Here is a 26,368-nt window from a genome sequence, read left to right as displayed (position 1 = left end):
ACCCACCCCCGTGTAACCCGCTGTCCTACTGCCCTGCTGTCCTGCTGCCCTGCGTTCCTGCCGTACTGCTGAAACGATTCGGCTCAGGCTCAGCCGATGTTGTCGACCGCGGCCTTCGCGCGCTGCAGCGTCTGCTGCGCCGTGCCGTCGTTCTTCTCCAGCGTGGTGTTCAGCAGGTGGATGATGTTCTTGACCTCCTGCGAGGCGTTCTTCCAGCGCTGTTCCTTGGCGTGGTAGTCGTCCGACACGCCGTCCGCCGCGAAGTCCGCCATCGCGGCCGCCACCTGCGCGTCGCGTTCGGCGATCAGCCGCTCCAGCTGGCCGATCACGGCCTTGATGTTGCCCTGGGCCTCCGTCGAGGCGCCCAGGTCGTACGAACGACGGTCCTTGTCACCGGCCATCACACATCACTCCCCGTGAAGTAGATCAGCGGCCCGAGAAGCGGGCCGCGTCGAAGTTCGCCGCGGACTGCTGCTGCCGCGCGTTGTCGCCCTGCTCCTGGTCACCCGAGCCGAAGGCCTGCTCCATGCCCGACTGGCCGCCCAGGATCGCCGACAGCGAGGCGTTCAGCTCCGCCGCGATCGAGTCCGAGCGGGACTTGAACGAGTCGAACGCGACCTTGCCCTGGCCGTTGAACTTGCCCTCCAGCGGCTGGGCGGCGTGGACCAGCTGCTTGACCAGTGCGCCGAGGTCCGTACTCGAATTCCGCGACCCCTTCATCAGGTTCGAAAGAACCTGAGTCCCCATGTCGAACTTCATCCCACTCCCCCGCGGTCGTACGTACGAACGATCAAAAGTACGTCTGGTTCTATCAACATACATCGCTGATGCAATCAGCAACGAGCCCGTTGTGACTCAGTCATGACATACCGACAGAGATCTTCACACGCCCTTCAGATGCCTCATCAACTGCTCGAAGTCGCTCCAGCCGGAGAGATCGGACGGGTCCCCCGGCAGCGGGTAGTAGTAGCCGGGGCGGGCCTTCGGCCCCAGCCGCAAGGGCTGTTCGGCGAGCGGAGTGCGCCGGGCCCGGTCGTCCGGCATCTTCCGGACCTCCTCCGAACCCAGGACGAAGCCCAGCGGCACTCCCGGCCCCTCGAAGCGCGGCGGCACCAGCAGGTCGCGGCGGGCTTTGCGGAGCTGTACGAGCATCGACTGGAGGTGGTGGCGGGTGACGAGCGTCTCGGCGGTGCGGTGCAGGGCCTCCAGCGGGAGTTCCTCGTCGGGCCCGTAGCCGAACGCCAGGGTGACGTCCTCCGCGACGCCCGCCTTCGTGCGGCTGATCCGGATCGTGGCGAGGCCGGGACGCTCCGGGCTGCCGACCACCACGAACCAGGTCGGCTCGGGGGAGCGGGTGTGGGCGACGTCGGTGAGGCGGCCCGGAGACCACGGCAGGTTCGCGGGCTCCGCCGTGCCCCAACCCGCCGGGGGCTCGCCGGTCAGCTCGCGCCAGACCGTCTCCAGGGCACCGCCGAGGACCAGCCGGTCGTCGGCGGGGTGGACCGTACGGAACGTGACGGCGAGCTGCCGTTCGCCGGTGGCCGCGACCTCCTGGTACGAGGCCGCGACCGGGGTCGCCGGGTCGTCCTCGGTGGCGTGCGGCGAGACCGGCGTGCCGAACATGCCGTCCTGCCAGCGCAGCACCGCGCCCGAGAGGCCGTCGTAGTAGCCCTCCCGCTCGTCCTGTACGACCCAACGCGACGGCCAGCCCGGCATGTTCGCCAGCACCGCCGGGGACAGTTTCGTGCCCGGCGGGGTCACGATCTGCAGGCCCCGCTCGGCCGCCGCCGCGCCCCGGAAGGCGTCGGCGAGCCAGGCGGTCATCGCGACGACGGGACGGTCCATGATGATCACCGCCACGCTGTGGGTCAGCACGTCGACGGCGGGCTGCGCCGCCGCGGGCGTGGGCGCGACGGAGACCCCGTCGGTCTTCACCACGCCCAGCGAACGCGTCGCCTCCGGCGGCCACGTGGTCCCCGCGGACAGGGTGGCGAGGCGCCCCGCGAAGGTCCCCGCGAGCCGCTCCGCGTCCGGGACCCCGGTGGTGGCGCGGGCCTCGGTCCACCAGTACGGGACCCGCGGCGGGGTCGCGCCGAGAAGCCGCTCCGCCTCGCCCTCGACCTGGATCAGCATCGGCGCCTCGACCGAGACCAGCGGCCGGCCCTGCTCGTCGCAGAGCTGGACGACCGCGCCCTCGCCCGTGGCGTTCACCAGCTTGTCCGGCCCCCCGGAGAGCAGACCCGCGAGCACCGCCCACGGGTCGGGCATCCGCTGGGTGAGGGCTATGACGTCCTTGGTCATGTGGTCGTGCGGTCCTTCACTCGGGGGTGTAGACGGTCTGGATCAGGCGGTTGGACTGGCCCCTGCGGACGAGGACGCCGCGACCGGCGGGCTGCTGCGAGGCGTACACGCCCGGGAACAGCTGGCCCTCGCTGCGGTCGCCCGCCATGACGATCGCGGAGGCCCCCGATTCGCGCAGGCCCTGCACCAGCGGCTCGTACATCCCGCGCGAGGCGCCGGCGACGCGCCGGGTCAGGACGAAGTGCAGGCCGATGTCCATGGCCGACGGGATGTACGGCAGGAACGGCTGCAGCGGCGACTGCCCGGCCGTGGTCAGTACGTCGTAGTCGTCGACGAGCACGACGATCCGCGGCCCGCCGCCCCAGCTGCCGGGCTCCAGGTCCTCCAGCGGGGCGTCGTCGTCGGGCATCCGCCGCTCCAGCTCGGTGGCGATGCCGGCGGCCAGACCCGCGCACATCTTGGAGTTGTAGGCGTAACCGCCATTGAACTCCTCCGGGACCGCCCCGCGCAGACTGCGCCGCGGGTCCATGATCGCGAAGACCAGCTCGTCCTCGCCGTAGCGCTCGATGAGCCCGGCCGCGACGGTCTTGAGCAGGTTGGTCTTGCCGCACTCGCTGTCGCCCATGACCAGCAGGTGCTGGTCGTGGTGGAACAGGTCGAGCAGTACGGGCGCCAGCGCGCCCTGGTCGAGGCCGATCGGCACTCGCTTCGGCTCGGCGACCGGGCCGGGCAGCAGGTGAGGCTCCAGCACGTGCGGTAGCACCCGCACCGGCTGGGCGGCCTCGCCGGTCCAGGTGGCGCGGACCGTGCGCGCCGTGCGCTCCAGCACCGCGCCCAGCTCGGCGGTGTCGCGCAGCCCGTCCGTGCGGGGCAGCGCCACCTGCGCGAACAGCTTGCCGTCGGTCAGGACGCGGCCGGGCTCGTCGGGCGAGAGCGTCTCGGCGAGCTTGCGCTCGATGCTGGACTCGCTGGGGTCGTTGAGGCGCAGTTCGACGCGGGTGCCGAAGTTCGACTGCGTCGCGATGCGGACGTCGTTCCAGCGGAGCATGCCCGCGACGACGTGGATGCCGTAGCCGCCGCCGCGCTTGAGGATGTCGGCGATGGCGTCGTCGAGCTCCTCGAAGTCGTCGCGCAGCGCGCCGAACCCGTCGATGACCAGGACGATCTCGGCGGAGGCCAGCTGCGGCAGCCGGCCGGCCGCGTGCAGGGTGCGCAGCTGCTCCACGGAGTCGATGCCGTGGTCGCGGAAGAGGTCCTCGCGGGTGGCGAGCATGTTCCGCACCTCTTCGACCGTACGGGCCGCGCGCTCGCGGTCGGCGCGCCCCGCGATCCCGCCGACGTGAGGCAGGCCCGACAGGGCCTGGAGGCCTCCGCCGACCAGGTCGAGGCCGTACACGCCGACCTCCTGCGGGGTGTGCGTCAGCGCGAGAGAGAGGACGAGGGTGCGCAGCAGGGTGGTCTTGCCGGACTGCGGGCCGCCGATGACGGCGGCGTGGCCGCCCGCGACGGTCAGGTCGAGGTACCACTCGCCCTGCCACTGCCGGGTCGGGTCGTCGATGAGGCCGAGCGGCACCGCGAGCCGGCCGCGGCGCTTGGAGAGCTGCATGCCGCGGGCGCCCACGTCGAGGGGGCCGGCGACCGCGTCCAGCGGGATCGCCTCGGGCAGCGGCGGCAGCCAGATGCGGCGCACCGGCCCGGCGGCGCGCTCCAGCTGCTCGACGATGACGCCCAGCTCGGTCGGGCCGGTCTCCCGGCGCCGGGAGGCCGGTTCCTGCGGGCCCGCGCCCTCCGGCTCGGACAGGGTGTTGAAGGCCTCGTACGCCAGGGCGAGGGGGCCGGTGTCCTCCTGTTCCGCGCGCTGGACGGGGCCGTGGTAGCCGCCGGAGACGTAGCTCGCCTTGAACCGCTCGTAGTGGCTGGTGTCGACCTTGAGGTAGCCGAAGCCGGGCAGCGGCGGGAGGTGGAAGGCGTCCGAGGTGTCCAGGACGGTACGGGACTCGTCGGCGGAGAAGGTGCGCAGGCCCAGCCGGTACGAGAGGTACGTGTCGAGGCCCTTGAGCCGGCCGCCCTCGATGCGCTGGCTGGACAGCAGCAGGTGCACGCCGATGGAGCGGCCGATCCGGCCGATGGACAGGAAGAGGTCGATGAAGTCGGGCTTGGCGGTGAGCAGTTCGCCGAACTCGTCGATGACGACGAAGAGGTGCGGCAGCGGCTCCAGGTCGGGCCGGCGCTCGGCGCGCAGCGCGGCGTAGTCGCCGATGTCGGCCACGTTGCCCGCGTCCTTCAGGACCTGCTGGCGGCGCTTGACCTCGCCGGCGAGGGAGGCGTGGACGCGCTCGACGAGACCGGCCTGGTTCTCCAGGTTGGTGATGACGCCGGCGACGTGCGGCAGGTCCGCGAACGGCGCGAAGGTCGCACCGCCCTTGTAGTCGACGAGGACGAGGGCGAGGTCCTCCGGCGGGTGCGTGGCCACCAGTGCGAGGACGAGGGTGCGCAGGAGCTCGGACTTGCCGGAGCCGGTCGCGCCGACGCACAGGCCGTGCGGGCCCATGCCCAGCTCGGAGGACTCCTTCAGGTCGAGCAGCACCGGTTCGCGGGCGTCGCTGATGCCGATGGGCACGCGCAGGAAGGCGCGTTCGCCGCGCGGGGCCCACAGGCTCGCCAGGTCGAGGCGGGCCACGTCGTCGATGCCGAGCAGGTCGGCGAAGTCGACGGGTCCGGACAGCGGGGCGTCGACGAGGGATTCGGCGGACAGGCGCAGCGGGGCGAGCATCCGGGCCAGGCCCTCGGCGAAGGGGATGCCGACCTCGTCCACGGTGCCGTGGGCGCTGATGGGCTCGTCCTGGCGCAGGTCCTCGATGAACACCCGGTCGCCCTCGACGGTGATGCGCACGCCGACGTGGCCCGGCTCCTGGACCCGCCGGTCGAGCAGGTGGAGGACGGTGACGCCCATCTCGCGCAGGCCGACCGCCTCGTCGGGGCGGGGCAGTTCGACGGCGTCCTCGCCGTGTCCGTCGGTCACGACGAGCAGCCGGGAGGTCATGGACAGGGCGTCCTGGCCGGACAGTCCGCGGCGCACCTCGGCCGCGTAGGAGGCGCGACGGCGCAGCTCCGGGCCGATCTGGCGGGCGAGTTGGGACGTGGAGGGGGCGATCCGGCGGGCGGCGACGGGGCCGTCGAGCTGCTCGGTGTCGAGGAGGTGCGGCATCCACTTGGCCCACTCCCAGTCGGGGAGCCGGTCGCCGGAGACGGCCAGGGCGATTGCCACGTCGTCGGGGGCGTGCAGGGCGGCGGCCTGCACGAGCAGGGCGCGGGCGACGCGCAGGCAGTCCTCGCGGTGTCCGATGACGCTGATGTTGCCGACGCGGTCGAGCGGGACGGTGAGCGGGAGGTCGGTGCCGTCGCGGAAGCGGGCGGTGAGCGCCGACGCCTCGTTGAGCATGAAGCGGTCGGGCGGGGTGAGGACGGTGGAGCCCTGCTGGCCGATCTGCAGGTCGCGTACGGGCATTTCGCCGGTGCCGACGCGCACGCGCAGGAAGTCGCCGTCGACGCGGCGCCGCTCCCACAGCCGGGCCGGGTCGCGGACGATGTCGTACAGGGCGTGCGGGGGCGGGTTGAGCACGTCGGCGAGCTCGCCGCGCTCGCGTTCCTCGCCGGCGAGCTCCTCGCGCAGGTCCTCCAGGTAGGCGAGGTAGGCCTCGCGCTGGGTGCGGCGGGTGCGCTGGGCCTTGCCGCGCTGCGAGAAGACGAGCGCGAGGGAGCCGATCACGGTGACGACGAGGATCAGCGCGCCGAGCGCGGCGAACTGGCTGTTGCGGACGACCGTCATCATCACGACGGACGACATGACGCCGGCCACGGGCAGCAGCGACATCGCGATGTTGCCCGCCTTCCCCTCGGGGAGGTTGGGCGGGGCCTCGATGAGGCGGGCGGCGGGGGCGACCAGGGGCCGGACGGTCCTGGCCGGGCGGTGGATCAGTCGGGTGCTCATGGTTGGTGTCGTCCGCCGTTCGCGGTCGGGCTCGTGGGGCTCGTCGGGCTGGTGCGGCTGGTCTGACTCGTCGGGGTCTGGCTCGGCATGTCGGTCGGGTCAGTGGCGCTGCTGGGACAGCTGGAAGACGTCCGCGGCGAGCCGGGCGGCGGTCTGCCGGGTGGAGTGGGCGAGCAGTTCGGTGCGGATGCGGCCGCCGGCCGCCAGGTGGCGGTCGTACGGCAGGACGTGGACGCTCGTCCCGATGGACTCCAGGCTGCTGACGGCCTCGGCGAGGCCGATGCCGGAGTGCGGGGACTGCTCGGTGAGCACGACGACCGTGCCGGCGATCACGTGCGGAGGCAGGCCCCGCATCCACTGGAGGACCGCGTACGTGCTCATGACGCCGTCGAGGGTGGCGGGGGTGGTCAGGACGCGGGCCTGGGAGGCGGTGAGCGCGACGCGGGCGACCTCGGCGGGCAGCGTCTCGCAGTCGACGACGGTCACGCCGAAGTAGCGGCGCAGGGCGACCATGGCCCGCTCGTAGGAGCGGGCGTCGAGCATCGCGCCGATCTGGCCCTGGCTGCCGGGCAGCAGCCAGGCGTTGTCGCGGAGCTGGACGAGGTAGCCGGTGATGTCGAGCAGGGACATCTGGGGTTCGACGATGTCCGCGATGTCGCCGGTGGTCCAGCGCAGGGACTCGGCGCCGAGGCGGATCGGGAGGGAGCCGAGGGCGGGGTCGGCCTCGACGAAGAGGACGGGGTCCTGCCGGTAGTGGGCGTACGTGGTGCCGAGGAGGGCCGCGACGGTGGACTTGCCGGCGCCGCCGCGGATGGAGGTGACGGCGATCTGGCGGCCGGTGGTCACGGGCTGCTGGAGCAGCTCGGCGGCGCGGGTGGCCTCGGCGACCTCGCGGGCCGCGGATGAGGAAACGATTCGTCGTAGGGCGCGGGTGGCGCGGGCGGCGAAGGGCTCGCCGTGCAGGGGCTTGCGGCCGGCGGAGGCGACCTTGCGGTCGACGGAGGGGCGGGAGTCGGGGGTGCGGCGGGCCTGTGCGGCCGGGGCCGGGGGTTGGTTCGGACCCGGGTAGCCGTATCCGGCGGCGTCGCCCTGCGGGCCGGCGGAGTGGCCGGGGGAGCCGTGGGGGGTGGGCGCGTGGCCCGGGCCCTGCGGCTGGTCCGGGTACGCGGGGGCCTGGCCCTGCCGGGCGGGGCCGTGGCCCGGGGTCTGCGGCCGCCCGGGCTGTCCGGGGGCGTGGCCCTGCCGGGTCGGGTCGCCGGGGAAGCCGTGCTGGGCGGCGGCGTGGGCCGGGGCCTGTGCCTGGCCCTGCGGGGCGGCGGCCTGGTGGGGGAAGGCCTGGGGGCCGGCGGCGGGGTTCTGGGCCTGAGGGTGGGGCGGGCCCGGGTAGCCGTAGCCGGGTGCCTGGCCCTGCGGGGCGGTCGCTCGGGCCGGGTCCTGCGGGGCGGCGGCCTGGTGGGGGAAGCGCTGGGGGTCGGCGGCGTGTGCCGCGGCCTGTGCCCGTGCCTGGTCGGGGCCCGGGTAGCCGTAGGCGGGGTCCTGGCCGTGCGGGGTGGCGGGGGTGCCGCGGAAGCCCTGTGGGGTGGCCGCCTGGGCCGGGCCCTGCTGGGGGTCGGCGGCGTGGGCCGCGTGCTGTCCCTGGTCGGGGCTCGGGTAGCCGTAGGCGGGGTTCTGGCCCTGCGGGGTGGCCGCCTGGGCCGGGGCCTGCGGCGGTGCCTGGTTCGGGTAGCTGTAGGCGGGGGTCCCTGGGGCCTGGCCCGGGTGGGGCGCCGCGTGACCGGGGTACCCCTGCGGGGCGGCTGCCGAGGGATGAGGCGCGCCGGGGTCCTGCTGGGCATGCCCGGGGTACGACGGGCCGGGGCCCTGCGGGGCATGGCCGGGGTGAGGCGTGCCGGGGCCCTGCGGGGTGGCCGGCGAGGGGTGTGGTGCGCCGGGGCCCTGCTGGGCAGGGGCCGGGTACGACGGGTCGGGGCCCGTGTGGGGCTGTGCGGGGTGTGGTGCGCCGGGGGCCTGGTGGGGCGCCGAACCCTGGTGGGGCTGGGTGGGGTCATGGGGTGTGCCCTGGGGCGGGTCGGGCTGGTCCGGGGGTGTGGTCGGGGGTCCGGACCTCAGGTCGCGCAGGACGTCGCCCTGCCAGTTGTCTCCGCTCGGCATGTCTGCCCCTGCCCCTCTTCTTCCTTCTTCGACCTGCTGCCCCGCCCGGAGCGCCTGCGCGTTGACTCGGTCCTCGGACCTCAGAACTTGTCCAGCAGTTGCCCGTACACACCGAAGACCCCGACGGCGAGCGGGAAGAGCCCCACCATGCCGACCGACTCGACGAGGTCCGCCCCGCGCCCCAGCCGGACCCGGACGTGGTCCGGCGGCTGCACCGCGAGGACGAGCAGCGGCAGCAGCGCGGCCACGCCCAGGACGGCGAGCGGTCCGGCGCCCCCGCCGTGCTCGCCCCACAGCATCACGAGCCGTACGACCAGCAGCGCCGCGGCGGTGAACAGTGCCACGACCTCGGCGACCAGCGGGAAGGCCCGTGCCCGCGACAGCAGCACCACGGCGACGAGCGCCGGCAGCGCCACCGTCCACACGCTCGGCTTCGCGGCCAGCGTCAGCAGCCACCCGGCGGCCGCCGCCGAGACGGCGGTGGCGATCGTCGCGAGGGCGAGCCCGCGGTGCGTGGCGGCGAGCGCGTTGCCCACCTCGTGGCGGCTGACGGAGGTACCGCCGGAGCGGCGGTCGTCGAGCGCGGTGAGACCCGAGGCCATCAGGGCGAGTCGCGGCAGCAGGCCGAGCAGTACCACGGAGAAGAGGGCCATGACCGCGCCGAGCCGGGCCGGATCGTCCTGGACGACGGCGACGGCCTCCCACAGGGCGGTGAGCACGGCGACGGCCGCGCCGCCCATCAGCCCGCCGCGGCCGAGCGGAGAGAAGAAGCCGAGCATCACCAGCGACACGACGAGCGAGCCCGCCACGGCGGCGAGCCTGACGATCCCCGACCAGTGGTTGGCGTCCGCGGCGGTCCACGCCGTGAGGACGCCCAGCCCGCCGGAGGCGAGCAGGAGGGCGGTCGACAGGCCCTGGTTGCCCCGCCCGTTCCGGGCGACGAGCGCGCCCGCCGCCAGCAGGACGACGGTGACGGCCGCGAGGGCGCCGGCCAGGGTGCCGAGTGTGAACTCGCGACGCGCGAGCAGCGCCGCGGTGACCGTGATCGCGACGGTCGCCACCCCGGCACTGGCCCGGCGGGCGGCGGGCCGCCAGCGCCAGGCCTGCAGATCGAGGTCGTCGGCCACCAGGTCGGTGACGTCGTGGACGACGGGGGCGGGCGGCGCCGAGTGGGTCCTGACGAGCCGCAGGACGGCGCCGTCGGCTATCCCGGCCGACGCGAGCGTGCTGTCGTGCGGCAGCGCGGAACCGTCGGACGTGATCAGCTGACGGGTCATCGGGCGCGATGCGGCCCGGTCGTCCAGCAAGTACAGGATGTCGGGGAGCAGTTGCCCGATCGGGGTGTCCGAGGGCAGGACGATGTCCGCCCGACGCCGCTCGCCGACGAGGGTCACCCGGCTCAGTTGCGCCCGGGAAGTCGTTGCTGTGCTCACCACTTACGGGAACCTATCATCGCGGCGTTGCGACCTTTCGGGGCCAAAGGGACACAGCTCTGCTCCGGGACCGTGAACTCTCCCGGATCTGCACATCGCTGCTGCTTCTTCCTCTACGAATGCGACGGCTTCGGCGACTTGGCCGTGGCGGAGTGCGACGACTGCGGGGTCTTCGACGACTTCGGCGCCTTCGACGGGCCGGGCGAGGACGCGGACGGGCTCGCCGGACCCGACGGCTGCTTCGACTTCGACGACGGTCCGGGCAGCGGCAGCGGCCCCTGTTGCTGTTGCTGCTGTTGTTGCTTCTGCTGCTCGGCCTTCTGCTTCGCGAGCGTGGTCTGGACGAAGGACCAGCCGATGCATCCCGCACACAGGACGGCGGCGATGGCGATGCCCGCGAACATCTTCCCGAGCCGTTCGTCCGCGGTCCGCCGCGCCCGCTGCGCGCCGAACAACAGGGCGTCCCTCATCCTGCGGCGGCGTACTGCCACCGATTCCAGAAGCTGGCTGTCGTAGTCCCGTGCCATCCGTCGTCCGTCGCCTCAGTCTCGGCTCGTCGAGCGCCAACTACCGCTCCGGGGAAACACGACTGCTCGTACGACTGCCCGTACGACTGTGCGATCTCCCCGTTTTGCCTCTGCAACATAGAGCATGTCCGAGCGCTGGGCACGTCCAGGCCCGGTGCGCAACTCGTGGCCCGCCCACCGCTGCGGTCGCCGGTGCGGGGGGGCCGGGGCTAGCTTGGAGGGGCGGGGGTCGTCTGCGCTGTAGGAGGGCCCGCCATGGTGACGCGCGTGCGGAGGGCGGCGATCGGACTGGCCGCCCTCGGGATGGCGGTGGTGCCCCTCGGGGCGACGGCCGGCAGCGCCTGGAGCGCTTCCGCGGTCACGGCGCCGGCCGCGGCGCCGCTCCCGGCTCCGGCCAGGGACGACGGGGACTTCGCGCAGCTCACGCCCGCCGTGCAGCGGCAGCTGGACGAGGCCGTGCGCAAGGTGATGGCCGAGGCCCAGGTGCCCGGGGTGATGGTGCACCTGTCCGCGCCCGGCAAGGGCTCGTACGTGAAGGCCTTCGGGATCGCCGACAAGGCGACCCGAGCCCCCATGCGGACCGACATGAACATGCGGATCGGCAGTGTGACCAAGACCTTCACGGTGACCGCCCTGCTCCAGCTCGTGGACCAGGGCAAGGTCGGTCTGGACGACCCGATCGGCAAGTACATCTCAGGGGTCCCGAACGGGGACCGGATCACGCTGCGCCAGCTCGCCGAGATGCGCAGCGGGCTGTTCAACTACTCCGAGGACCCGGGGTTCGACAAGGCGTTCTTCACCGACCCGGACCGGCCGTTCACCCCGCAGGAGTTGCTCGCGTACTCCTTCGAGCACCCGGTGATGTTCGAGCCCGGCGCGAAGTTCTACTACTCCAACACCAACCTGATCCTGCTCGGGCTGGTCGTGGAGAAGCAGACCGGGCAGCACCTCGACGACTACATCAACAACAAGGTCGTCGCGCCGGCGAAGCTGCCGAACACCCTCTTCCCCGTGGGCGCCGAGTTCCCCAAGCCGCACGCCCACGGCTACACGAACCAGACGCTGACCGGGAAGGTCGAGGACTCGACCGACTGGAACCCCTCCTGGGGCTGGGCGGCCGGAGCGATGATCTCCAACCTCGACGACATGACGTCCTGGGCCAAGACCCTCGCCACCGGGTCCCTGCTGACGCCCGCCACGCAGGCCCAGCGGCTGAAGGTCATCGGCGCCCTGCCGGGCACGGGCTACGGCCTGGGCATCTTCAACCTCCAGGGCTGGATCGGGCACAACGGGTCGCTGCCCGGATACGAGGCCGTCGTCACCTACATGCCGCCCGCGCGGGCCACGATGGTCATCCTGCTGAACACCGACATCACGGCCGAGGGCGAGGAGCCGAGCACCCTGTTCGCCGAGGCCATCACCAAGATCGTGACGCCGGACCACGTCTACTCGCTGCCCGCCCAGTCCACCACCAAGTAGCGCGGTGGCGGGCCGACATCGGGGGCGTCCGTCCCTGCGCGCACAATTGGGTCCGGCGCGCAGGGACGGACGAAGGAGACGGGTGTGGACGCTCAGGTCACGCAAGAGGGACCGGGGATCGAGCTGCGTGTCGCGGGGGAGGCGGACGTCGAGGCGGCGGCCGCGCTGTTCCGCGGGTACCTCGACTTCTACGAGGTGGAGGTGACCGATCCGGACCGGCCCCGCGCCTTCCTCGCCGAGCGGATCGCGAAGGACGAGTCCCTGATCCTGCTCGCCGACGCGCCGGGCGTCGGCACGGTCGGCTTCGCCCAGGTCTACCGGGCCTTCTCCTCGCTCACGATGGGCACCGCCTGGGTCCTCAACGACCTGTACGTGGCACCGGAAGGCCGCCGCACCGGCGCCGGCCGGGCCCTGCTGCGCGAGGTGCTGCGCCGGGCGCGCGAGGCCGGGGTGGCGGGCGTCCAGCTGGAGACCGCCTACGACAACACGGTCGCGCAGGGGCTGTACGAGGCCGAGGGCTTCGTACGCGAGGAGTTCCACGTCTACTTCCACGAACTCGGGTGAAACATTCCGCGGTGGCCGTCGCGTCGATGGGGTGAGACGACGCGAGGGGGAGTAGATGCGGCAGGGTCGCAGAGACGGGTTCCGTGAGTTCGCGGAAGGCAGATCGGGGCACCTGTACCGGTCGGCCTGCCTGCTGACCAGCGGGGACACCCATCTCGCGGAGGACCTCGTACAGGAGACCCTGGGCCGGATGTACCTGCTCTGGGGGCGGATCTCCCGCATCGACAACCCGGCGGCGTACGCGCAGACCGTCCTCGTGCGGGCCTTCCTGACGCACCAGCGGCGGCGGTCGGCGGGGGAGCGCCCGGTCGGGGAGTTCCCCGATTCGGGCGCGGCCGCCGCCGGGTCGGGATCCGACTCGGGTTCGGCCGATCCGGCGTTGCGGCTGACGCTGCTGGAGGCGCTGGGGCGGCTCGCGCCCAAGGACCGGGCGGTGCTCGTGCTGCGGTACTGGGAGGACCGCAGCATCGAGGAGACCGCCGACGCGATGAACACCAGCTCGGCGGCGGTCCGTACCCGTTCCTCACGGGCGCTCGGCCGGCTCAGGGAACAACTGGGTGGCAGCATCGGCGAGTTCGCGGGCCTCTGAGTGATCCTCGGCACACCCCTGAGAACGGAAGGTTTGGTTCCCCATGCCCTTTGAAGACGAGCTCGGCGAAGCCCTCCGGCGTGCGGGGGACGGTTTCACGGCCGACCGGCACGCCCTCGTGGAAGCCGGCGAGCGGCGCGGACGGCGGCTCGTGGCCCGCCGCCGGGCCGCCGTGATCGGCGGATCGGTGCTGTCCCTGGCCCTGATCGGCGGGGTGGGCGCCTACGCGGGGGGGCTGCTGGACGGATCGGACCGGGTCGAGGTCGCGATGCCGCCGTCACCTTCGGGCGGGCCGTCGGACGGGACCCCACAGACACCGCCGCCGCCGCCCCGCGGTACCGGGGCCGTCTCCGGCGAACAGGTGGCCGAGATGCTCAAGGGGCTGCTGCCGGGAGGGACGCTGTCCGTCACCAAGGCGAGCGGTACCGATCGCAGCTCCGCCGGTGTGCTCGGCGTGTACGACGACGGCAAGGGCAGAGCGGAGATCAACCTCGTCCTGGGTCGGGTGGATCCCCGCGGCAACATGGCCAACACGGCGACCTTCTGTTCCAAGCAGCACACGCAGGAGGGCAAGGACTGCACGAGCGAGCAACTGGCCGACGGTTCCAAGCTGCTGATCGAGCAGCGCCTCATGGTCCCGAGCTTCGGCGCAGGTGAAGGTGCCAAACAATGGCGGGCCGTGCTCGCGACCCCGCAGGGATACCTGATCCAGTTGACCGAATCCAATTCCCCGTTCGGGATCTACCCGGGGAATGCCCCGTCCGGGTCGGTCCAGGAGATCTCCCGGACGGACCCGCCGTTGTCCCCCGCCGGGTTGAAAGCCCTGGTCACCTCCGACAAGTGGCACCTTGCGCTGGACGACCTGCCCGCGGCCGCGCAGGAGGGGAGCGGCTGGTCGCCCGCGAGGGCGAACGCGCTGCGGGACCTGAAGGCCGTCGACCAACTGCAGAACATGGTGGTCAAGCGGCTGAAGTTCCCGGTCGTCTCCCAGGGCGGGGAGGGCGGGTCCGGATACCTCGTGGTCGACGACGGCAAGGGCAAGTCCCTGATCCGGCTCGACGTCGTCAAGGCGACCGGCACTCCGGACTTCGAGGGCGACGTCATCCGGCTGCTCGACGGCACACAGGTGAAGGTCACACAAGCTCCTGCCGAGAAGGGCGTGGTCCGGTGGACCGTGGACAGCCTGTACAAGAACGGGCTGCGGGTGACGGCGACCACCTACAACGCCGCCGACCAGAGCGGCCCGGCCACCCGTGAGGCACCCGCGCTGACGCTGGAGCAGCTGCGGTACGTCGCCTCCGACCCGATGTGGAGCGAACTGGACTACTTCGCGTCGGAGTAGCACTCCACGACCGCCGTGGTGAACGGGAACCGGACCGGGGTGTCGCCGAAGGTGATCCGCCCGGCCCGGTCACCGGCGGCCCGAATGGCCTCGGCCACTGCCTCCGCCTCCTCGGCCGGGCAGTGCACGATCACCTCGTCGTGCTGGAAGAACACCAGCTCGGCCCGCATCCCGGCGAGCGACTGGCGCAGGGCCGCGAGCAGCAGCAGGGCCCAGTCCGCGGCGCTGCCCTGCACGACGAAGTTGCGGGTGAAACGGCCGCGGGCGCGGGTGTTGGTCGAGGCGTAGCTCGGGGTCCACGCCTCGTCCCGGTCCTGCGGGATGCCCGCCTCCCCCTCCTCCGGGACCTGGGCGGGCGGCGGGCAGGTGCGGCCCAGCCAGGTCCGTACGAGCCTGCCCTCCTCCCCGGCCTTCGCCGCCTCGTCCACGTACGCCACGGCGCGGGGGAAGCGGCGGCGCAGGGCGGCCAGGTTCTTGAGGCCGTCGCCGGAGGTCTGGCCGTACACCGCGCCCAGGACGGCGAGCTTGGCCTTGTCGCGGTCGCCGGAGAAGCCCTGGCGGGAGACGGCGGTGTAGAGGTCCTCCGGGCGCCCGGCCACCTCCATGAAGGCGGGGTCGCGGGAGATCGCGGCCAGTACGCGCGGCTCCATCTGGTCGGCGTCGGCGACGACGAGCCGCCAGCCGGGGTCGGCGACGACGGCCCGGCGGATCACCTTGGGGATCTGCAGGGCCCCGCCGCCGTTGGTGACCCAGCGGCCGGTGAGGGTGCCGCCGGGGATGAACTCGGGGCGGAAGCGGCCGTCGTGGACCCAGTCCGCGAGCCAGCTCCAGCCGTGGGCGGTGTAGATCCGGTACAGCTTCTTGTACGCGAGGAGGGGCTCGACGGCCGGGTGGTCGAGCTCCTGGATCTCCCAGCGGCGGGTCGACTTCAGCTTGATGCCGGCCTCGGCGAACGCCTTGACGACGTCGGCCGGCAGGTCGGGGCGCACCCGGCGGCCGAACGCGGCGGAGATCCGGTCGGCCAGCTCGGCGAGGCGGCGGGGCTCGCCGCCGCCCGCGTACCGCTCGCCGAGCAGCTCGGTCAGCAGCGCCCGGTGCACGTCGGCCCGCCAGGGCAGACCGGCGCGGTGCATCTCGCAGGCCACGAGGAAGGCCGCGGACTCGGAGGCGGTGAGCAGCCGCATGCGGTCGGGGTGGGCGGTGGCGTCGATGCGCTTCGCCTGGTCGGCGTGGACGGCGAGCAGCGCGTCCAGGGGGACGGGGGCCGGGCGGGCGTCGAAGAGGGAGTCCTGGGCGCCGGGCTCGGCGGCGCGCTGCGGTGGATCCGGGGGTACGGGGTCGTCGGTGAGCCGCGCCCAGGCGGCGGCGGCCGAGCGGGGCTCGCCGGAGCGGCCCTCGTGGCCGAGGAGCAGCAGCTCGGCGTCCTCGACGTCGTAGCACCGCTCCACGCGGGCGCCGGCGGCGAGCAGGCGGGGGTAGACGGCGGCGGTGGACTGCCAGATCCAGCGGGTGGCGGGGGGTGCGGCGCGGATCGCTTCCGCGGGGTCGGCGACGCGGATCGGTCTTGCCGCCGCGTCGATGGGCGCGGCGAGCCACTGTCCGTCGCCGTCCTCGGCGAGGGCCCACCGCCCGACGTTCTCGCTCACGGGTGCGAGTGTCCCACCGGGGTCTGACAGTGCGGCGGAGCCGGGGCCGGGGCCGGGGCCGGGGCCTGGGCCTGGGCGTGCCGGGTGCGGCGCTGTTGCCGGGGCTCTGCCCCGGACCCCGCGCCTCAATCGCCGGCGGGGCTGGATTTCGGCCGGCGTCGGCTTGCACGTGCGCGCAGCGCAACCCTGTCGCCCGCACGGGCCGGAGCGCCCGCAGGGCAATTCCAGCCCCACCCGCGAGGTCCGGCTCCCCAAGGGCGGCATGCCAAGCTGGAGGGCGTGAAAGAGCATGCCGAGACCGTCGACCGAGCCTTCGCCGCAGCCCTGTACGCCCAGGACGACGCCGGGCTGGACACCGGTGCTTCCGTTCTCGCGGCGGACCCGGCCGCCTGGCCCGGCGTCGGCCAGGAGCTGCTCGTGCGCGGGGAGGGGTACGTACGGCAGGCCTGGGAGCGGGGGTGGCAGCCGGCCGACCTGCTGCGGCTGGTGCGGCGGGACCTCGACGAGCGGCACATACGCGTCACCGGCGACCTGATCGCCGGCGAGGCTCGCCGCTACGCCCGGCTCCCCGAGCGGTGGACCGGGGCCGAGGTGTGGTGGGCGTCCGACCAGGAGTACGCGGACGGGCTCGCGCAGCGGGAACGGACGGACCGGTTCACCCTGGCGACCGCGCTGCTGGAGGTGTTCCGGCTGCTGATCCGGTTGCCGTCCATCGAACCGGTGGGCCCGCTTCCGGGCGACCCCCTGGACGAGCACGAACACGCGCACATCGAGCCCCGCATGCTCGGCCGCATCCGCGCCCTGCTCGCGAAGGCCGAGGCGACCACTTTCCCCGAGGAGGCGGAGGCGCTCAGCGCCAAGGCGCAGGAGCTGATGGCCCGGCACACCGTGGACGAGGCGTTGCTGGCGGCGCGCGGAGGTCGCCCCGCGCAGGTGCCGGGGGCCTGCCGGATCGGGGTGGAGCCGCCGTACGAGGAGGCCAAGGCGGTGCTGCTCGACGCGGTGGCCACGGCCAACCGCTGCCGGGCGGTGTGGAACAGCGGGTTCGAGTTCTCCACGGTGGTCGGCTTCGAGAGCGACCTGGAGGCGGTGGAACTGCTGTACACCTCGCTGCTGGTGCAGGGCATGGCGGCGATGACCCGCGCGGAGGCCGCGCAGCGGGCCGGTGGACGCAAGCGGACCAAGACCTTCCGGCAGTCCTTCCTGCTCGCGTACGCCAGCCGGCTCGGTCGGCGGCTGGCGGAGACCGCGGAACACGCGGTGAGCGAGGCCCCGGACAACCTGCCCGCGCTGGTGGCGCGTGACGTGGCGGTGACGTCCCGGGCGGACGAGATGTTCCCGAAGACGACGACGACCCGGCTGCGGGGGGCCACCGATCACGCGGGCTGGGAGGACGGCACGGCGGCGGCGGATGCCGCGCACGTGGGCGGCCGCCGGAATCCGCTGCCGCGCTAGCGGCTCCCTCGTCCCGGGTGCGGCACCGCCGCCGGGGCGCGACCCCGGGCCCCGCTCCTCAAGCGCCGGCGGGGCTGGATTCGGCTGATGCCGTCCGCTTGGCGGGGGGCTTGATTGCCCGGAGGGCAATGTCAGCCCCTCCGGCGTTTGAGGAGCGGGGTCCGGGGCGGAGCCCCGGGGGTGCCGCGCAGCGGCGCTTCGGCACCGGTGGCACGTAGGGCCGCAAACCAGGACGCACCCCGCGAAACGGTAAGGTCAGGAGCCATGAGCTGGCTCCGGGCGTTGAAGGACACCGCCCGCACCGGCATGACCGTAGAGCGCACCCGGCTGGAGCCGCTCGTCGCGCTGCGGGCCACCGCCGGGCTGGCCGTGGTCATCGGGGTCTCGCTCGTGCTCCTCGGGCCCGGCGCCGCCGCCAGTTCCGCCTTCGGGGCCTTCATGGCCGCCATCGCCACCTTCCAGCAGAGCTGGCGCCCCCGGCCGGTGCTCGCCCTCGCCTCCGGGCTGACCCTGGCCGTGTCCACCTTCGTCGGCTACCTCGTCGGCTCCTCCCACACCGTGCTGTTCCTCGCCCTGCTCGCCGTCTGGACCTTCGCCGCGGGCATGATGTGGGCCGCCGGCCCCACCGCCGGGATGATCGCCTCCGGCAACGTCGCGATCATGCTGGTCACCGTCACCCTGCCGACCTCCGTGCCGCAGGCCGCCGGGCACGCCGCGATGATCGCCGCCGGCGGAGTGGTCCAGGCCCTGCTCATCGTGGTCTTCCCGGTCCGCCGCTGGGGCGCCCAGCGCGACGCCCTGGCCGACGCGCTCGCCGCCGAGGCCGACTACGCCCGGCGCCTGCGGCAGGACCCCGTCGCCCCCTTCGACCCCGCGCCCCTGATGCGGGCCCGGGCCGCCGCCGCCGTCACCCCGCGCCAGGCCCGGCGGCGCCCCGCCGAGCTGCACGGGGCGCGGGGGCTCGCGGAGCGGATCCGGCCCGTGCTGGCCTCGCTCGCGGACCCGGCCGTAGGGGCCGATGCCGAGGGGCCCGGCCGGGACCGGGTGCGGGAGCTGCTCGCCGCCGCGGGCACCGTCCTGGACGCCGCCGCGCACGCGATCCGGCACGGGGAACCGGTGGCGCTGCCCGCGCCGTCCCTGGCCGTGCTCAAGTCCCCGGACACGGCGGACCTCCTCACCGGAGCGCCGCTGCGGGCCGCGCGCCGGCTCTCCGCGCTGCTGGACGACGTACTGGAGACCGCCCAGCCGGGATCGGGCCGCACCGCCGACCCCGCCGAGTCGATGCTGCGGCCCACCCTGCCGCGGCTCGCGCCGCTGGTGGCCAAGGCCGTACGGGCCGAGCTGCGCCCCGGCTCGCCGATCCTGCGGCACGCGCTGCGGCTCACCGCCGTGGCCTGCGCCGGGTACCTGATCGGCCACGCCCTGCCCTTCGGGCACGCGTACTGGGCCCCGATGGCCTCCGTCATGGTCATGCGGCCCGACTTCAGCCAGACGTACGCGCGGGCCGTCGCCCGCTTCTGCGGCACCCTCGCCGGGGTGGCCGTCGCGACCGGGATCGTGCAGCTCGTCCACCCCGGCGTGTACCTCTCCGGCTTCCTCGCCGTGGTCAGCGCGGGCCTGATGTACGTGCTGATGCGCACCGGGTACGCCGTCGCGCAGCTCTTCGTCTCCGCGTACGTGGTCTTCCTGCTCGGCATGGGCGGCGTCGGCTGGGACCAGACGGTGCCCGACCGGGTCGCGCTCACCCTCGTCGGCGGGCTGCTCGCGATGATCGGGTACGCCGTCTACCCGGCCTGGGAGACCCCGAGGCTGCGCACCCGCCTGGCCGACTGGATCGCCGCCGACGGGCGGTACGCGGCGGCCGTGCTGAGCCAGTACGCCGATCCCGCCGCCGCCCGCCGCTCCGACGTGCGCGAGGCGCTGCTGGCGGCGCGCGACGCCCGGGTCGCCTGGCAGGACGCGCTGGACCGGGCCGCCGGGGAGCCGGTGCGCCATCGGGGCCTGTCCCGGGCGGCCGCCGACGAAGCCGGTGACGCCCTGGCGGCGCTGGGCCGCCACGCCATGCTCCTGGAGGCGCACCTCCCGGACCGCGCGCACGACCCGGTGCCGGGCGCGGCCGTCCTGGCGCACGCGCTGCGCACCGCCACCGAGGCGGGCGCGAAGGAGGTGCGCGAGCGGCGGGTCCCGTGCTGGGACGGGGTCAGGACGGTGCTGGCGGAGTGGGACGCTCCGCGGCCGGGGGTGCTGCGGGGGGCCGCCGAGCAGCTGCTGGGGTCACTGGACGAGGTCTCCGAGGCCCTGCGCCCGTAGGGATGTCGTGTCTGTGATCAAGGGATAACCCTGCGCGTGCACGTGCATCTGCCCATGCATGCGCTTATGAACACAGCTATGATCCGGTGCAGTTGACATCTGCACTATCGGGGGCTTCCTGTGGACCACGCGTACAACGGGATGGCAGCTGCAGAACTCGCTACCGCGTTCGGGCTGACCTGGCAGAAGAGCAGACACAGCAACTCGCAGGGATCCTGCGTGGAGTTCGCGAAGCTGCCGGGCGGCGACGTCGCCGTTCGCAATTCGCGTTTTCCGGACGGCCCGGCGCTCATCTACACGCCGGCCGAGATAGAGGCCCTGCTCCTGGGCGTCAAGGACGGCGAGTTCGACCACCTGATCAGCTGACAGGGCAGGCGAGGAACAGAGCGCTCATCGAGCCGTCATCAAGCCATGCACGTGCACTGGCCGGGACTGATCGCAATGATCATTCCCGGCCAGATGGCGCACGTGGAACCCCCGCACCCCTCGCGTCCCCCGTGTGCCCCGCTCAGTCGGGGAGCAGGAACAGCGCCCAGACGACCTTGCCGGTCAGCCGGCCCGCGAGCGGGTGCCAGCCCCAGCTGTCGCTGTAGGCGTCCACGAGGAACAGTCCCCGCCCGGACTCCAGGTCGCAGTTCTCCTCCGCGCGCTCCGGTGAGAAGGCCCCGCCGGGCCGGTCCTCGCTGGGGTCGCGCACGGCGCACACCAGACGGGTGCTCCACCGCATCAGGTGCAGCCGCACCGACGGCTCCGGCTCGGCCTCCGGCCCCCGCGCTTCCTCGGGCAGCGCATGGCGCAGCGCGTTGGTGACGAGTTCGGAGACGACCAGGGCCACGTCGTCGAAGCGCTCGTCGAGACCCCACTGGGCCAGGGTCGAGCGGGTGAAGGAACGTGCGCCGCGCACCGCGTCGAAGCGGGCGGGCAGGGCGCATGACGCGGACCCGGAGACAGCCGTGGGGTCGACCGGGGGAAGCCCCTGCCGTAACGGCTCGAGCATGGTCGATCCATTCGTCCCCATGCGAGGCACTCCCGGGATTCGCGGGCGAAGCGGCGGCTTCGTCCAAAGAGAACTGCGGGGTGGGTCCGGCGCCGGCGCGAAGTGCACGCAGGTGCGCGGTGACCATCGTTCCGAATGGGAGAGCCGGATGCAAGGGCAGATGCACGTGCACGCGCCGGACCTGTCCGCTCCCGTGACGGTTCTTGCTCATTTCTTCCTACGCATACTTACGGACTTCTTTTCCGGGCAGCGGGATTCCGTTACAGAACGAGTACGGGCCGATGCGTTTTGGTGGCAGACTGCGGCCTCTGGGGTGCGGGGGCCCCTCGACGCGCACGCATGCCAATTGCGATGGGGAGGGCAGTACTAGTGACCGCAGAAGCCAGCGGTTCCGTGGTGCGCCGCATCCTCCTGGGCTCCCAGCTCAGGCGACTCCGTGAATCCCGCGGCATCACCCGCGAGGCGGCCGGCTACTCGATCCGCGCATCCGAATCGAAGATCAGCCGCTTGGAGTTGGGAAGGGTGAGCTTCAAGGCCAGAGACGTGGAGGACCTCCTCACGCTCTACGGAGTCATGGACACGACCGAACGCGAGTCCCTGCTGGGACTGGTCCGCGAGGCCAACGCGACCGGCTGGTGGCACAGTTACGGCGACGTGCTGCCCGGGTGGTTCCAGACGTACATCGGCCTGGAGGGCGCGGCATCGCTCATCAGGATCTACGAAGTCCAGTTCGTACACGGCCTCTTGCAGACCGAGGCCTACGCGCACGCCGTCGTCAGCCGCGGCATGCCCGGTGCCACCGCCGCCGAGATCGACCGCCGCGTCGCCCTGCGCCTGGAACGGCAGAAGGTCCTGGTGTCCGAAAGCGCGCCGGTCTTCCACGCCGTTCTCGACGAGGCCGCGCTGCGCCGCCCGTACGGCGACCGCGACGTCATGCGCGGGCAGCTCGAACACCTCATCGAGGTCTCCCAGCGACCCAACGTCCAGCTCCAGGTGATGCCCTTCTCCTTCGGCGGCCACGCGGGCGAGAGCGGAGCCTTCACCCTGCTGCGCTTCCCCGAGTCCGACCTCCAGGACATCGTCTATCTGGAACAGCTCACCAGTGCCCTCTACCTCGACAAAGAGGAGGAAGTGGGGCAGTACGAGCGGGCGATGGCGCGGCTCCAGGAGGACTGCCCGGACCCCGACCGGACCCGGGATCTTCTCCGCGGCCTGCTTCAACTGTCTTGATTCGCACGTAGTATGACGTCTGATCAGTGCATGATGACCGATCGGTCTCCGGTGCAGCGCACGGGTGCGCGCTCGCAGTAAGGGATGGCATGTCCATATTCAGCGAACTCGCTCACCAGTACATCGACGGCGAATGGCTGGCCGGCAACGGTTCCTGGGACATCATCGACGTCAACCCCTACAACGGCGAGAAGCTCGCGGCCATCACCGTGGCCACGGTCGAGCAGGTGGACCAGGCCTACCGCGGCGCCGAACGCGCCCAACGCGAATGGGCCGCCACCAGCCCCTACACCAGACGCGAGATCCTGGAACGCGCCCTGCGGATCACCGAGGAGCGCGAGAAGGAGATCGTCGAGGCGATGATCGACGAGCTCGGCGGGACCCGTCCCAAGGCCGAGTACGAGGTCTACCTCGCCAAGGAGTTCATCCGCGAGGCGATGCAGCTCGCCGTCCGCCCCGAAGGCCGGATCCTGGCCTCGCCCGTCGAGGGCAAGGAGAACCGGGTCCAGCGCCTGCCCGTCGGCGTCATCACCGTGATCAGCCCGTTCAACTTCCCGTTCCTGGTCACCCTGAAGTCGGTCGCCCCGGCCCTGGCGCTGGGCAACGCGGTCGTCATCAAGCCGAACCAGAACGCGCCCGTCGTCGGCGGCGGGGTCATCGCCAAGATCTTCGAGGAGGCCGGACTCCCGGCCGGCCTGCTGAACGTCCTGGTCACCGACATAGCCGAGATAGGCGACGCGCTCCTGACGCATCCCGTCCCCAAGGTGATCTCCTTCGCGGGATCCGACCGGGTCGGACGGCACGTCGGAGCGGTCGCCGCCCGCCACTTCAAGCGGACGGTCCTGGAGCTCAGCGGCAACAGCGCGCTCGTCGTCCTCGACGACGCCGACCTCGACTACGCGGTGGACGCGGCCGTCTTCAGCCGCTTCGTCTACCAGGGCCAGGTCTGCATGGCCGCCAACCGGATCCTCGTCGACGCGGCGGTCGCGGAGGAGTTCACCGAGAAGTTCACCGCCCGCGTCCGCTCCCTGAAGACGGGTGACCCGCACGAGTCCGACACCCAGATCGGCCCGCTGATCAACTCCTTCCAGGCCGACGCCCTCACCGCCCTCGTGGACAAGGCGATCGAAGCCGGCGCACAGGCCCTCGTGCGCGGCGCTACGCGCGGCAACCTGGTCGAACCCACCGTGCTCGCCGGCCTCCCCGAGGACTCCCCGCTGCTGGGTCAGGAGATCTTCGGCCCCGTCGCCCTGCTCGTGGTCTTCGACGGCGAGGACGAGGCCGTACGACTGACCAACGCGACCCCGTACGGGTTGAGCGGCGCCGTGCACACCCGGGACGTCGAACGCGGCGTGCGCTTCGCCCAGCGGATCGAGACCGGGATGATCCACGTCAACGACTCCACCATCGGCGACGAGCCCCTGGCCGCCTTCGGCGGCGAGAAGGCCTCCGGGCTGGGCCGGCTCAACGGCGAGGCGACCGTCGAGGCCTTCACCACCCAGAAGTGGATCTCGGTGCAGCACGGGCGCAGCCGGTTCCCGTTCTGACCCCCGACTGGTCTTAGACTCGACCGGGCGTACGCGGTGCCGCCCGGGGGAGATCGAGTTGAGCAACATACCGGAGACCGGCCGGACCCCTCGGGTCCAGAACCGGCTCGTCGTCATCCAGATCGTCGTCTTCTCGCTGCTGCTCACCCTGGGCGGACGCCTCTGGTACCTCCAGATACGCAATGGCCAGGAGTACACCGACGAGGCGAAGAACAACCACGTCCAGCGCGTGGTCCAGCCCGCCGTGCGCGGATCCATCCTCGACTCCAGGGGCGTCCCGCTCGCCGACAACGCGACCCACCTCGTGGTCTCCGCCAGCCGCACCGAGCTGCTCACCATGAAGGACAAGGGCAAGGAAGTCCTGACCCGGCTCGCCGGGGTCCTCGGCACGGACCCGCAGGAGACCATCGACAAGGTCCGGCTCTGCGACGCCAAGACGAAGCAGCCCTGCTGGAACGGCTCCCCGTACCAGCCGATCCCCGTCACCGACGAGGCCACCACCGAGCAGGCCCTCCAGATCCGCGAGCACCCGGAGGACTTCCCCGGCATCACCGCCGAGCCCACCGCCCTGCGCCGCTACGCGGCACCGGACGAGGCCAACACCTCCCAGGTCCTGGGCTACCTCTCCCCGGTCACCGACGAGGAGATCTCCAAGGCGAAGAACACCGACTCCCCCTACCTGCGCTCCGACCAGGTCGGTCGCTCCGGCCTGGAGCGCACGTACGACAAGGAGCTGCGCGGCAAGGCGGGCATCACCCGCTACGAGGTCGACAACCTCGGCCGGGTCATCGGCCAGGGCCAGACCGATCCGGCGCTGCCCGGCTCGAACGTCGTGACCTCGATCGACTCCCGTGTGCAGGCGGTCGCGGAGCGCGAGCTGAACAACGCGATGATCGAGGCCCGCAAGACCTACGACAAGAACACCGGCCGCAACTACGAGGCCGACTCGGGCGCCGTCGTCGTCATGGAGACCAAGACCGGCCGCGTCGTCGCGATGGCGTCCAATCCGACCTACGACCCCAACGCCTGGGTGGGCGGCATCTCCGCCAAGGACTACGCCAAGCTCACCGACAAGGACTCGAACCACCCGCTGCTGAACCGGGCCATCCAGGCCCAGGCCGCGCCCGGCTCCATCTTCAAGGTGGTCTCCTCGACGGCCGTGGTCAATGCCGGCTACCCCTTCAACGGACGCTATCCCTGCCCCAGTTCGTACTCGGTCGGCAGCCAGACCTTCACCAACTTCGAGTCCCAGGGACACGGCGACATCACCATCGGCCGGGCCCTGGAGGTCTCCTGCGACACCGTGTACTACCTGCTCGCCGACCAGGAGTGGAAGAAGGACGGCGGCATCAACCCGAAGAAGAACCCCAGCGACTGGTTCTTCAAGACGGCCCACGAATTCGGTCTGGGGCAGCGCACCGGCATCGACCTGCCGGGCGAGGTCCCCGGCCGCGTCCCCGACCGCAAGTGGAAGCAGGACTTCTTCGACGCGAACAAGAACGCCTGGTGCCGGGACGGCAAGAAGAACGGCAGCTTCGCGGAGAAGATCGCCTACGAGAACTGCCGCCAGGGCAACCAGATGCGCGAGGGCGACGCGATCAACTACTCCATCGGCCAGGGAGACACCCTGGTCACGCCCATCCAGATGGCCTCCGTCTACTCGGCCATCGCCAACGGCGGCACGCTCCACCAGCCGAGCATCGGCAAGGCCATCGTCAGCGCCGACGGGAAGTCGGTCCAGGAGATCGCGCCGAAGGTGCAGGGCAAGCTGCCCATGGACGCCGAGACCCGCGACGACATAGACGAGGCGCTGGCCGGCGTCGCCACCAACGGCAGCGCCGCCTGGCGCTTCGGCGGCTGGCCGCAGAAGCAGATCCCCATGCATGCCAAGACCGGCACCGCCGAGGTCCAGGGCAAGCAGACGACCTCCTGGTTCGCCTCGTACACCTCGGACTACGCGATCGTCATGACGATCTCCCAGGGCGGCACCGGCTCGGGTGCCTCGGGACCGGCCGTCCGCAAGATCTACGAGGCGATGTACGGACTCGACCCGACCGGCAAGCAGGACCTCGCCAAGGCGCTCCTCCCGCAGCCCGCCACCGCCCTGCCGGTGATCCGCCCGGACGGGCAGATCGCGGGCAACTGACGACCGGCACGCGAATTAGGACACGGGCTGACCGCATCGGTCCGTAGCGTGGTTCTTGTCGGCAGGACGCGACACGGCAGGCAGAACCACGATCACGGAAGAGGCGGTCAGCATGGCGCACCCCACCCAGGAGATCGCAGGAGACGAGCGCGGGACGCTCCTCCTGTTCGTCGAGGACCAGCGCGCGGCCCTCCGCACGGCGGCCCAGGGCGTGACCGAGGAGCAGGCGGCGAGCCGCCCCACCGTCAGCGAGCTCTCCCTCTCCGGCCTCGTCAAGCACACGGCCGAGGTCGAGCTCAACTGGCTCCGCCTCGCGCAGCAGCGGCCGAACGAGCACGGCCGCGCCCCCGAGGCCTGGCACGACGGCTTCCGGCTCTCGGGGGACGAGACGCTCGCCTCCGCCCTCGCCTTCTGGGACGGGGTGAAGGAGCAGACCGAGGCCTTCATCGCCACCGTGCCCAGCCTGGACGACACCTTCCCGCTGCCCCCGGCGCCCTGGTTCCCCAAGGACGCCAAGGTGTCGATGCGCTGGATGCTGCTGCACCTGGTCCGGGAGTTCGCCCGGCACGCGGGCCACGCGGACATCATCCGCGAGACGCTGGACGGCACGAAGGCGATGGGCTGAGTCTCCTCTTCGGGCTTGCACCTCACGCGGCGTGA

General features: G+C 72.3%; 18 protein-coding genes and 2 pseudogenes. 11 read left to right on the top strand and 9 right to left on the bottom strand.

The window, feature by feature from the left end:
- Positions 1-89: 89 nt before the first annotated feature.
- From ACFYYJ_RS00480 to ACFYYJ_RS00450, 7 genes and pseudogenes are all read right to left on the bottom strand, one after another.
- The gene (locus tag ACFYYJ_RS00480; RefSeq protein ID WP_384749121.1) at positions 90-401 is read right to left on the bottom strand and encodes a pore-forming ESAT-6 family protein; all 312 of its coding nucleotides are present in this window, start codon (positions 399-401) and stop codon (positions 90-92) included.
- Between the two features lie 25 nt (positions 402-426).
- Positions 427-759 (bottom strand): hypothetical protein, encoded by a 333-nt coding sequence (locus ACFYYJ_RS00475; RefSeq protein ID WP_384588259.1) that lies wholly within the window; start codon positions 757-759, stop codon positions 427-429.
- Between the two features lie 123 nt (positions 760-882).
- Positions 883-2,301 (bottom strand): DUF6177 family protein, encoded by a 1,419-nt coding sequence (locus ACFYYJ_RS00470; protein ID WP_389127451.1) that lies wholly within the window; start codon positions 2,299-2,301, stop codon positions 883-885.
- Between the two features lie 16 nt (positions 2,302-2,317).
- Positions 2,318-6,292, bottom strand: coding sequence for a type VII secretion protein EccCa (gene eccCa, locus ACFYYJ_RS00465; protein ID WP_389127449.1), 3,975 nt, complete (start codon positions 6,290-6,292; stop codon positions 2,318-2,320).
- A gap of 99 nt (positions 6,293-6,391) precedes the next feature.
- Positions 6,392-8,443, bottom strand: coding sequence for a cobalamin biosynthesis protein CbiA (locus tag ACFYYJ_RS00460; RefSeq protein ID WP_389127447.1), 2,052 nt, complete (start codon positions 8,441-8,443; stop codon positions 6,392-6,394).
- An 80-nt stretch (positions 8,444-8,523) separates the two neighbouring features.
- Positions 8,524-9,879, bottom strand: coding sequence for a type VII secretion integral membrane protein EccD (gene eccD, locus ACFYYJ_RS00455; protein WP_389127445.1), 1,356 nt, complete (start codon positions 9,877-9,879; stop codon positions 8,524-8,526).
- Positions 9,880-10,100: 221 nt separating this feature from the next.
- Positions 10,101-10,403 (bottom strand): annotated as a pseudogene (locus ACFYYJ_RS00450) (hypothetical protein); the annotation flags it as partial.
- 255 nt (positions 10,404-10,658) lie between these two features.
- Between ACFYYJ_RS00450 and ACFYYJ_RS00445 the strand changes: the two are divergent.
- The 4 genes from ACFYYJ_RS00445 to ACFYYJ_RS00430 all read left to right on the top strand — a co-directional run bounded on the left by ACFYYJ_RS00445 (position 10,659) and on the right by ACFYYJ_RS00430 (position 14,377).
- On the top strand, positions 10,659-11,882 hold the full coding sequence (locus tag ACFYYJ_RS00445) for a serine hydrolase domain-containing protein (protein ID WP_389127443.1): 1,224 nt from the start codon (positions 10,659-10,661) through the stop codon (positions 11,880-11,882).
- A gap of 84 nt (positions 11,883-11,966) precedes the next feature.
- Positions 11,967-12,446, top strand: a complete 480-nt coding sequence (locus tag ACFYYJ_RS00440) for a GNAT family N-acetyltransferase (RefSeq protein WP_385126603.1) — start codon at positions 11,967-11,969, stop codon at positions 12,444-12,446.
- 55 nt (positions 12,447-12,501) lie between these two features.
- The gene (locus ACFYYJ_RS00435) at positions 12,502-13,035 is read left to right on the top strand and encodes a SigE family RNA polymerase sigma factor (RefSeq protein ID WP_385360728.1); all 534 of its coding nucleotides are present in this window, start codon (positions 12,502-12,504) and stop codon (positions 13,033-13,035) included.
- Positions 13,036-13,078: 43 nt separating this feature from the next.
- Complete coding sequence (locus tag ACFYYJ_RS00430) at positions 13,079-14,377, top strand: hypothetical protein (protein ID WP_389127440.1); 1,299 nt, start codon at positions 13,079-13,081, stop codon at positions 14,375-14,377.
- Here ACFYYJ_RS00430 and ACFYYJ_RS00425 read toward each other — a convergent pair.
- Positions 14,359-16,023 (bottom strand): bifunctional 3'-5' exonuclease/DNA polymerase, encoded by a 1,665-nt coding sequence (locus ACFYYJ_RS00425; RefSeq protein WP_389127438.1) that lies wholly within the window; start codon positions 16,021-16,023, stop codon positions 14,359-14,361. The genes ACFYYJ_RS00430 and ACFYYJ_RS00425 overlap by 19 nt on opposite strands.
- A 279-nt stretch (positions 16,024-16,302) precedes the next feature.
- Between ACFYYJ_RS00425 and ACFYYJ_RS00420 the strand changes: the two genes are divergently transcribed.
- The 3 genes from ACFYYJ_RS00420 to ACFYYJ_RS00410 all read left to right on the top strand — a co-directional run bounded on the left by ACFYYJ_RS00420 (position 16,303) and on the right by ACFYYJ_RS00410 (position 20,154).
- Complete coding sequence (locus ACFYYJ_RS00420) at positions 16,303-17,478, top strand: DUF2786 domain-containing protein (protein WP_389127436.1); 1,176 nt, start codon at positions 16,303-16,305, stop codon at positions 17,476-17,478.
- Positions 17,479-17,742: 264 nt separating this feature from the next.
- Entirely contained in the window at positions 17,743-19,788 is a 2,046-nt protein-coding gene (locus tag ACFYYJ_RS00415; protein WP_389127434.1) for an FUSC family protein, read from the top strand.
- Between the two features lie 120 nt (positions 19,789-19,908).
- The gene (locus tag ACFYYJ_RS00410) at positions 19,909-20,154 is read left to right on the top strand and encodes a DUF397 domain-containing protein (protein WP_385126614.1); all 246 of its coding nucleotides are present in this window, start codon (positions 19,909-19,911) and stop codon (positions 20,152-20,154) included.
- Positions 20,155-20,296: 142 nt separating this feature from the next.
- On the opposite strand, the gene ACFYYJ_RS00405 is transcribed toward ACFYYJ_RS00410, so the two are convergent.
- Complete coding sequence (locus ACFYYJ_RS00405; protein ID WP_385126616.1) at positions 20,297-20,785, bottom strand: ATP-binding protein; 489 nt, start codon at positions 20,783-20,785, stop codon at positions 20,297-20,299.
- Between the two features lie 351 nt (positions 20,786-21,136).
- Here ACFYYJ_RS00405 and ACFYYJ_RS00400 point away from each other — a divergent pair, with 351 nt between their 5' ends.
- The 4 genes and pseudogenes from ACFYYJ_RS00400 (at position 21,137) to ACFYYJ_RS00385 (ending at position 26,333) form a co-directional block, all read left to right on the top strand.
- Complete coding sequence (locus tag ACFYYJ_RS00400; protein WP_384592493.1) at positions 21,137-22,015, top strand: helix-turn-helix domain-containing protein; 879 nt, start codon at positions 21,137-21,139, stop codon at positions 22,013-22,015.
- 89 nt (positions 22,016-22,104) lie between these two features.
- Positions 22,105-23,562 carry an aldehyde dehydrogenase family protein gene (locus ACFYYJ_RS00395; RefSeq protein ID WP_384592496.1) on the top strand — a complete coding sequence of 486 codons (1,458 nt, stop codon included), beginning with the start codon at positions 22,105-22,107 and terminating at the stop codon, positions 23,560-23,562.
- 58 nt (positions 23,563-23,620) lie between these two features.
- A pseudogene (gene mrdA, locus ACFYYJ_RS00390) lies at positions 23,621-25,696 on the top strand (penicillin-binding protein 2); the annotation flags it as partial.
- 124 nt (positions 25,697-25,820) lie between these two features.
- A complete protein-coding gene (locus tag ACFYYJ_RS00385; RefSeq protein ID WP_385126618.1) occupies positions 25,821-26,333 on the top strand; it encodes a DinB family protein in 513 nt (170 codons plus the stop codon).
- Positions 26,334-26,368: the final 35 nt, after the last annotated feature.

Origin of the sequence: Streptomyces sp. NPDC002467 (genome assembly GCF_042889825.1) — a bacterium.
In the GTDB taxonomy this organism is placed as follows: Bacteria; Actinomycetota; Actinomycetes; order Streptomycetales; family Streptomycetaceae; genus Streptomyces.
Note: the sequence above shows the minus strand (reverse complement) of the source record. Positions and strands in the feature narration are given on the sequence as shown.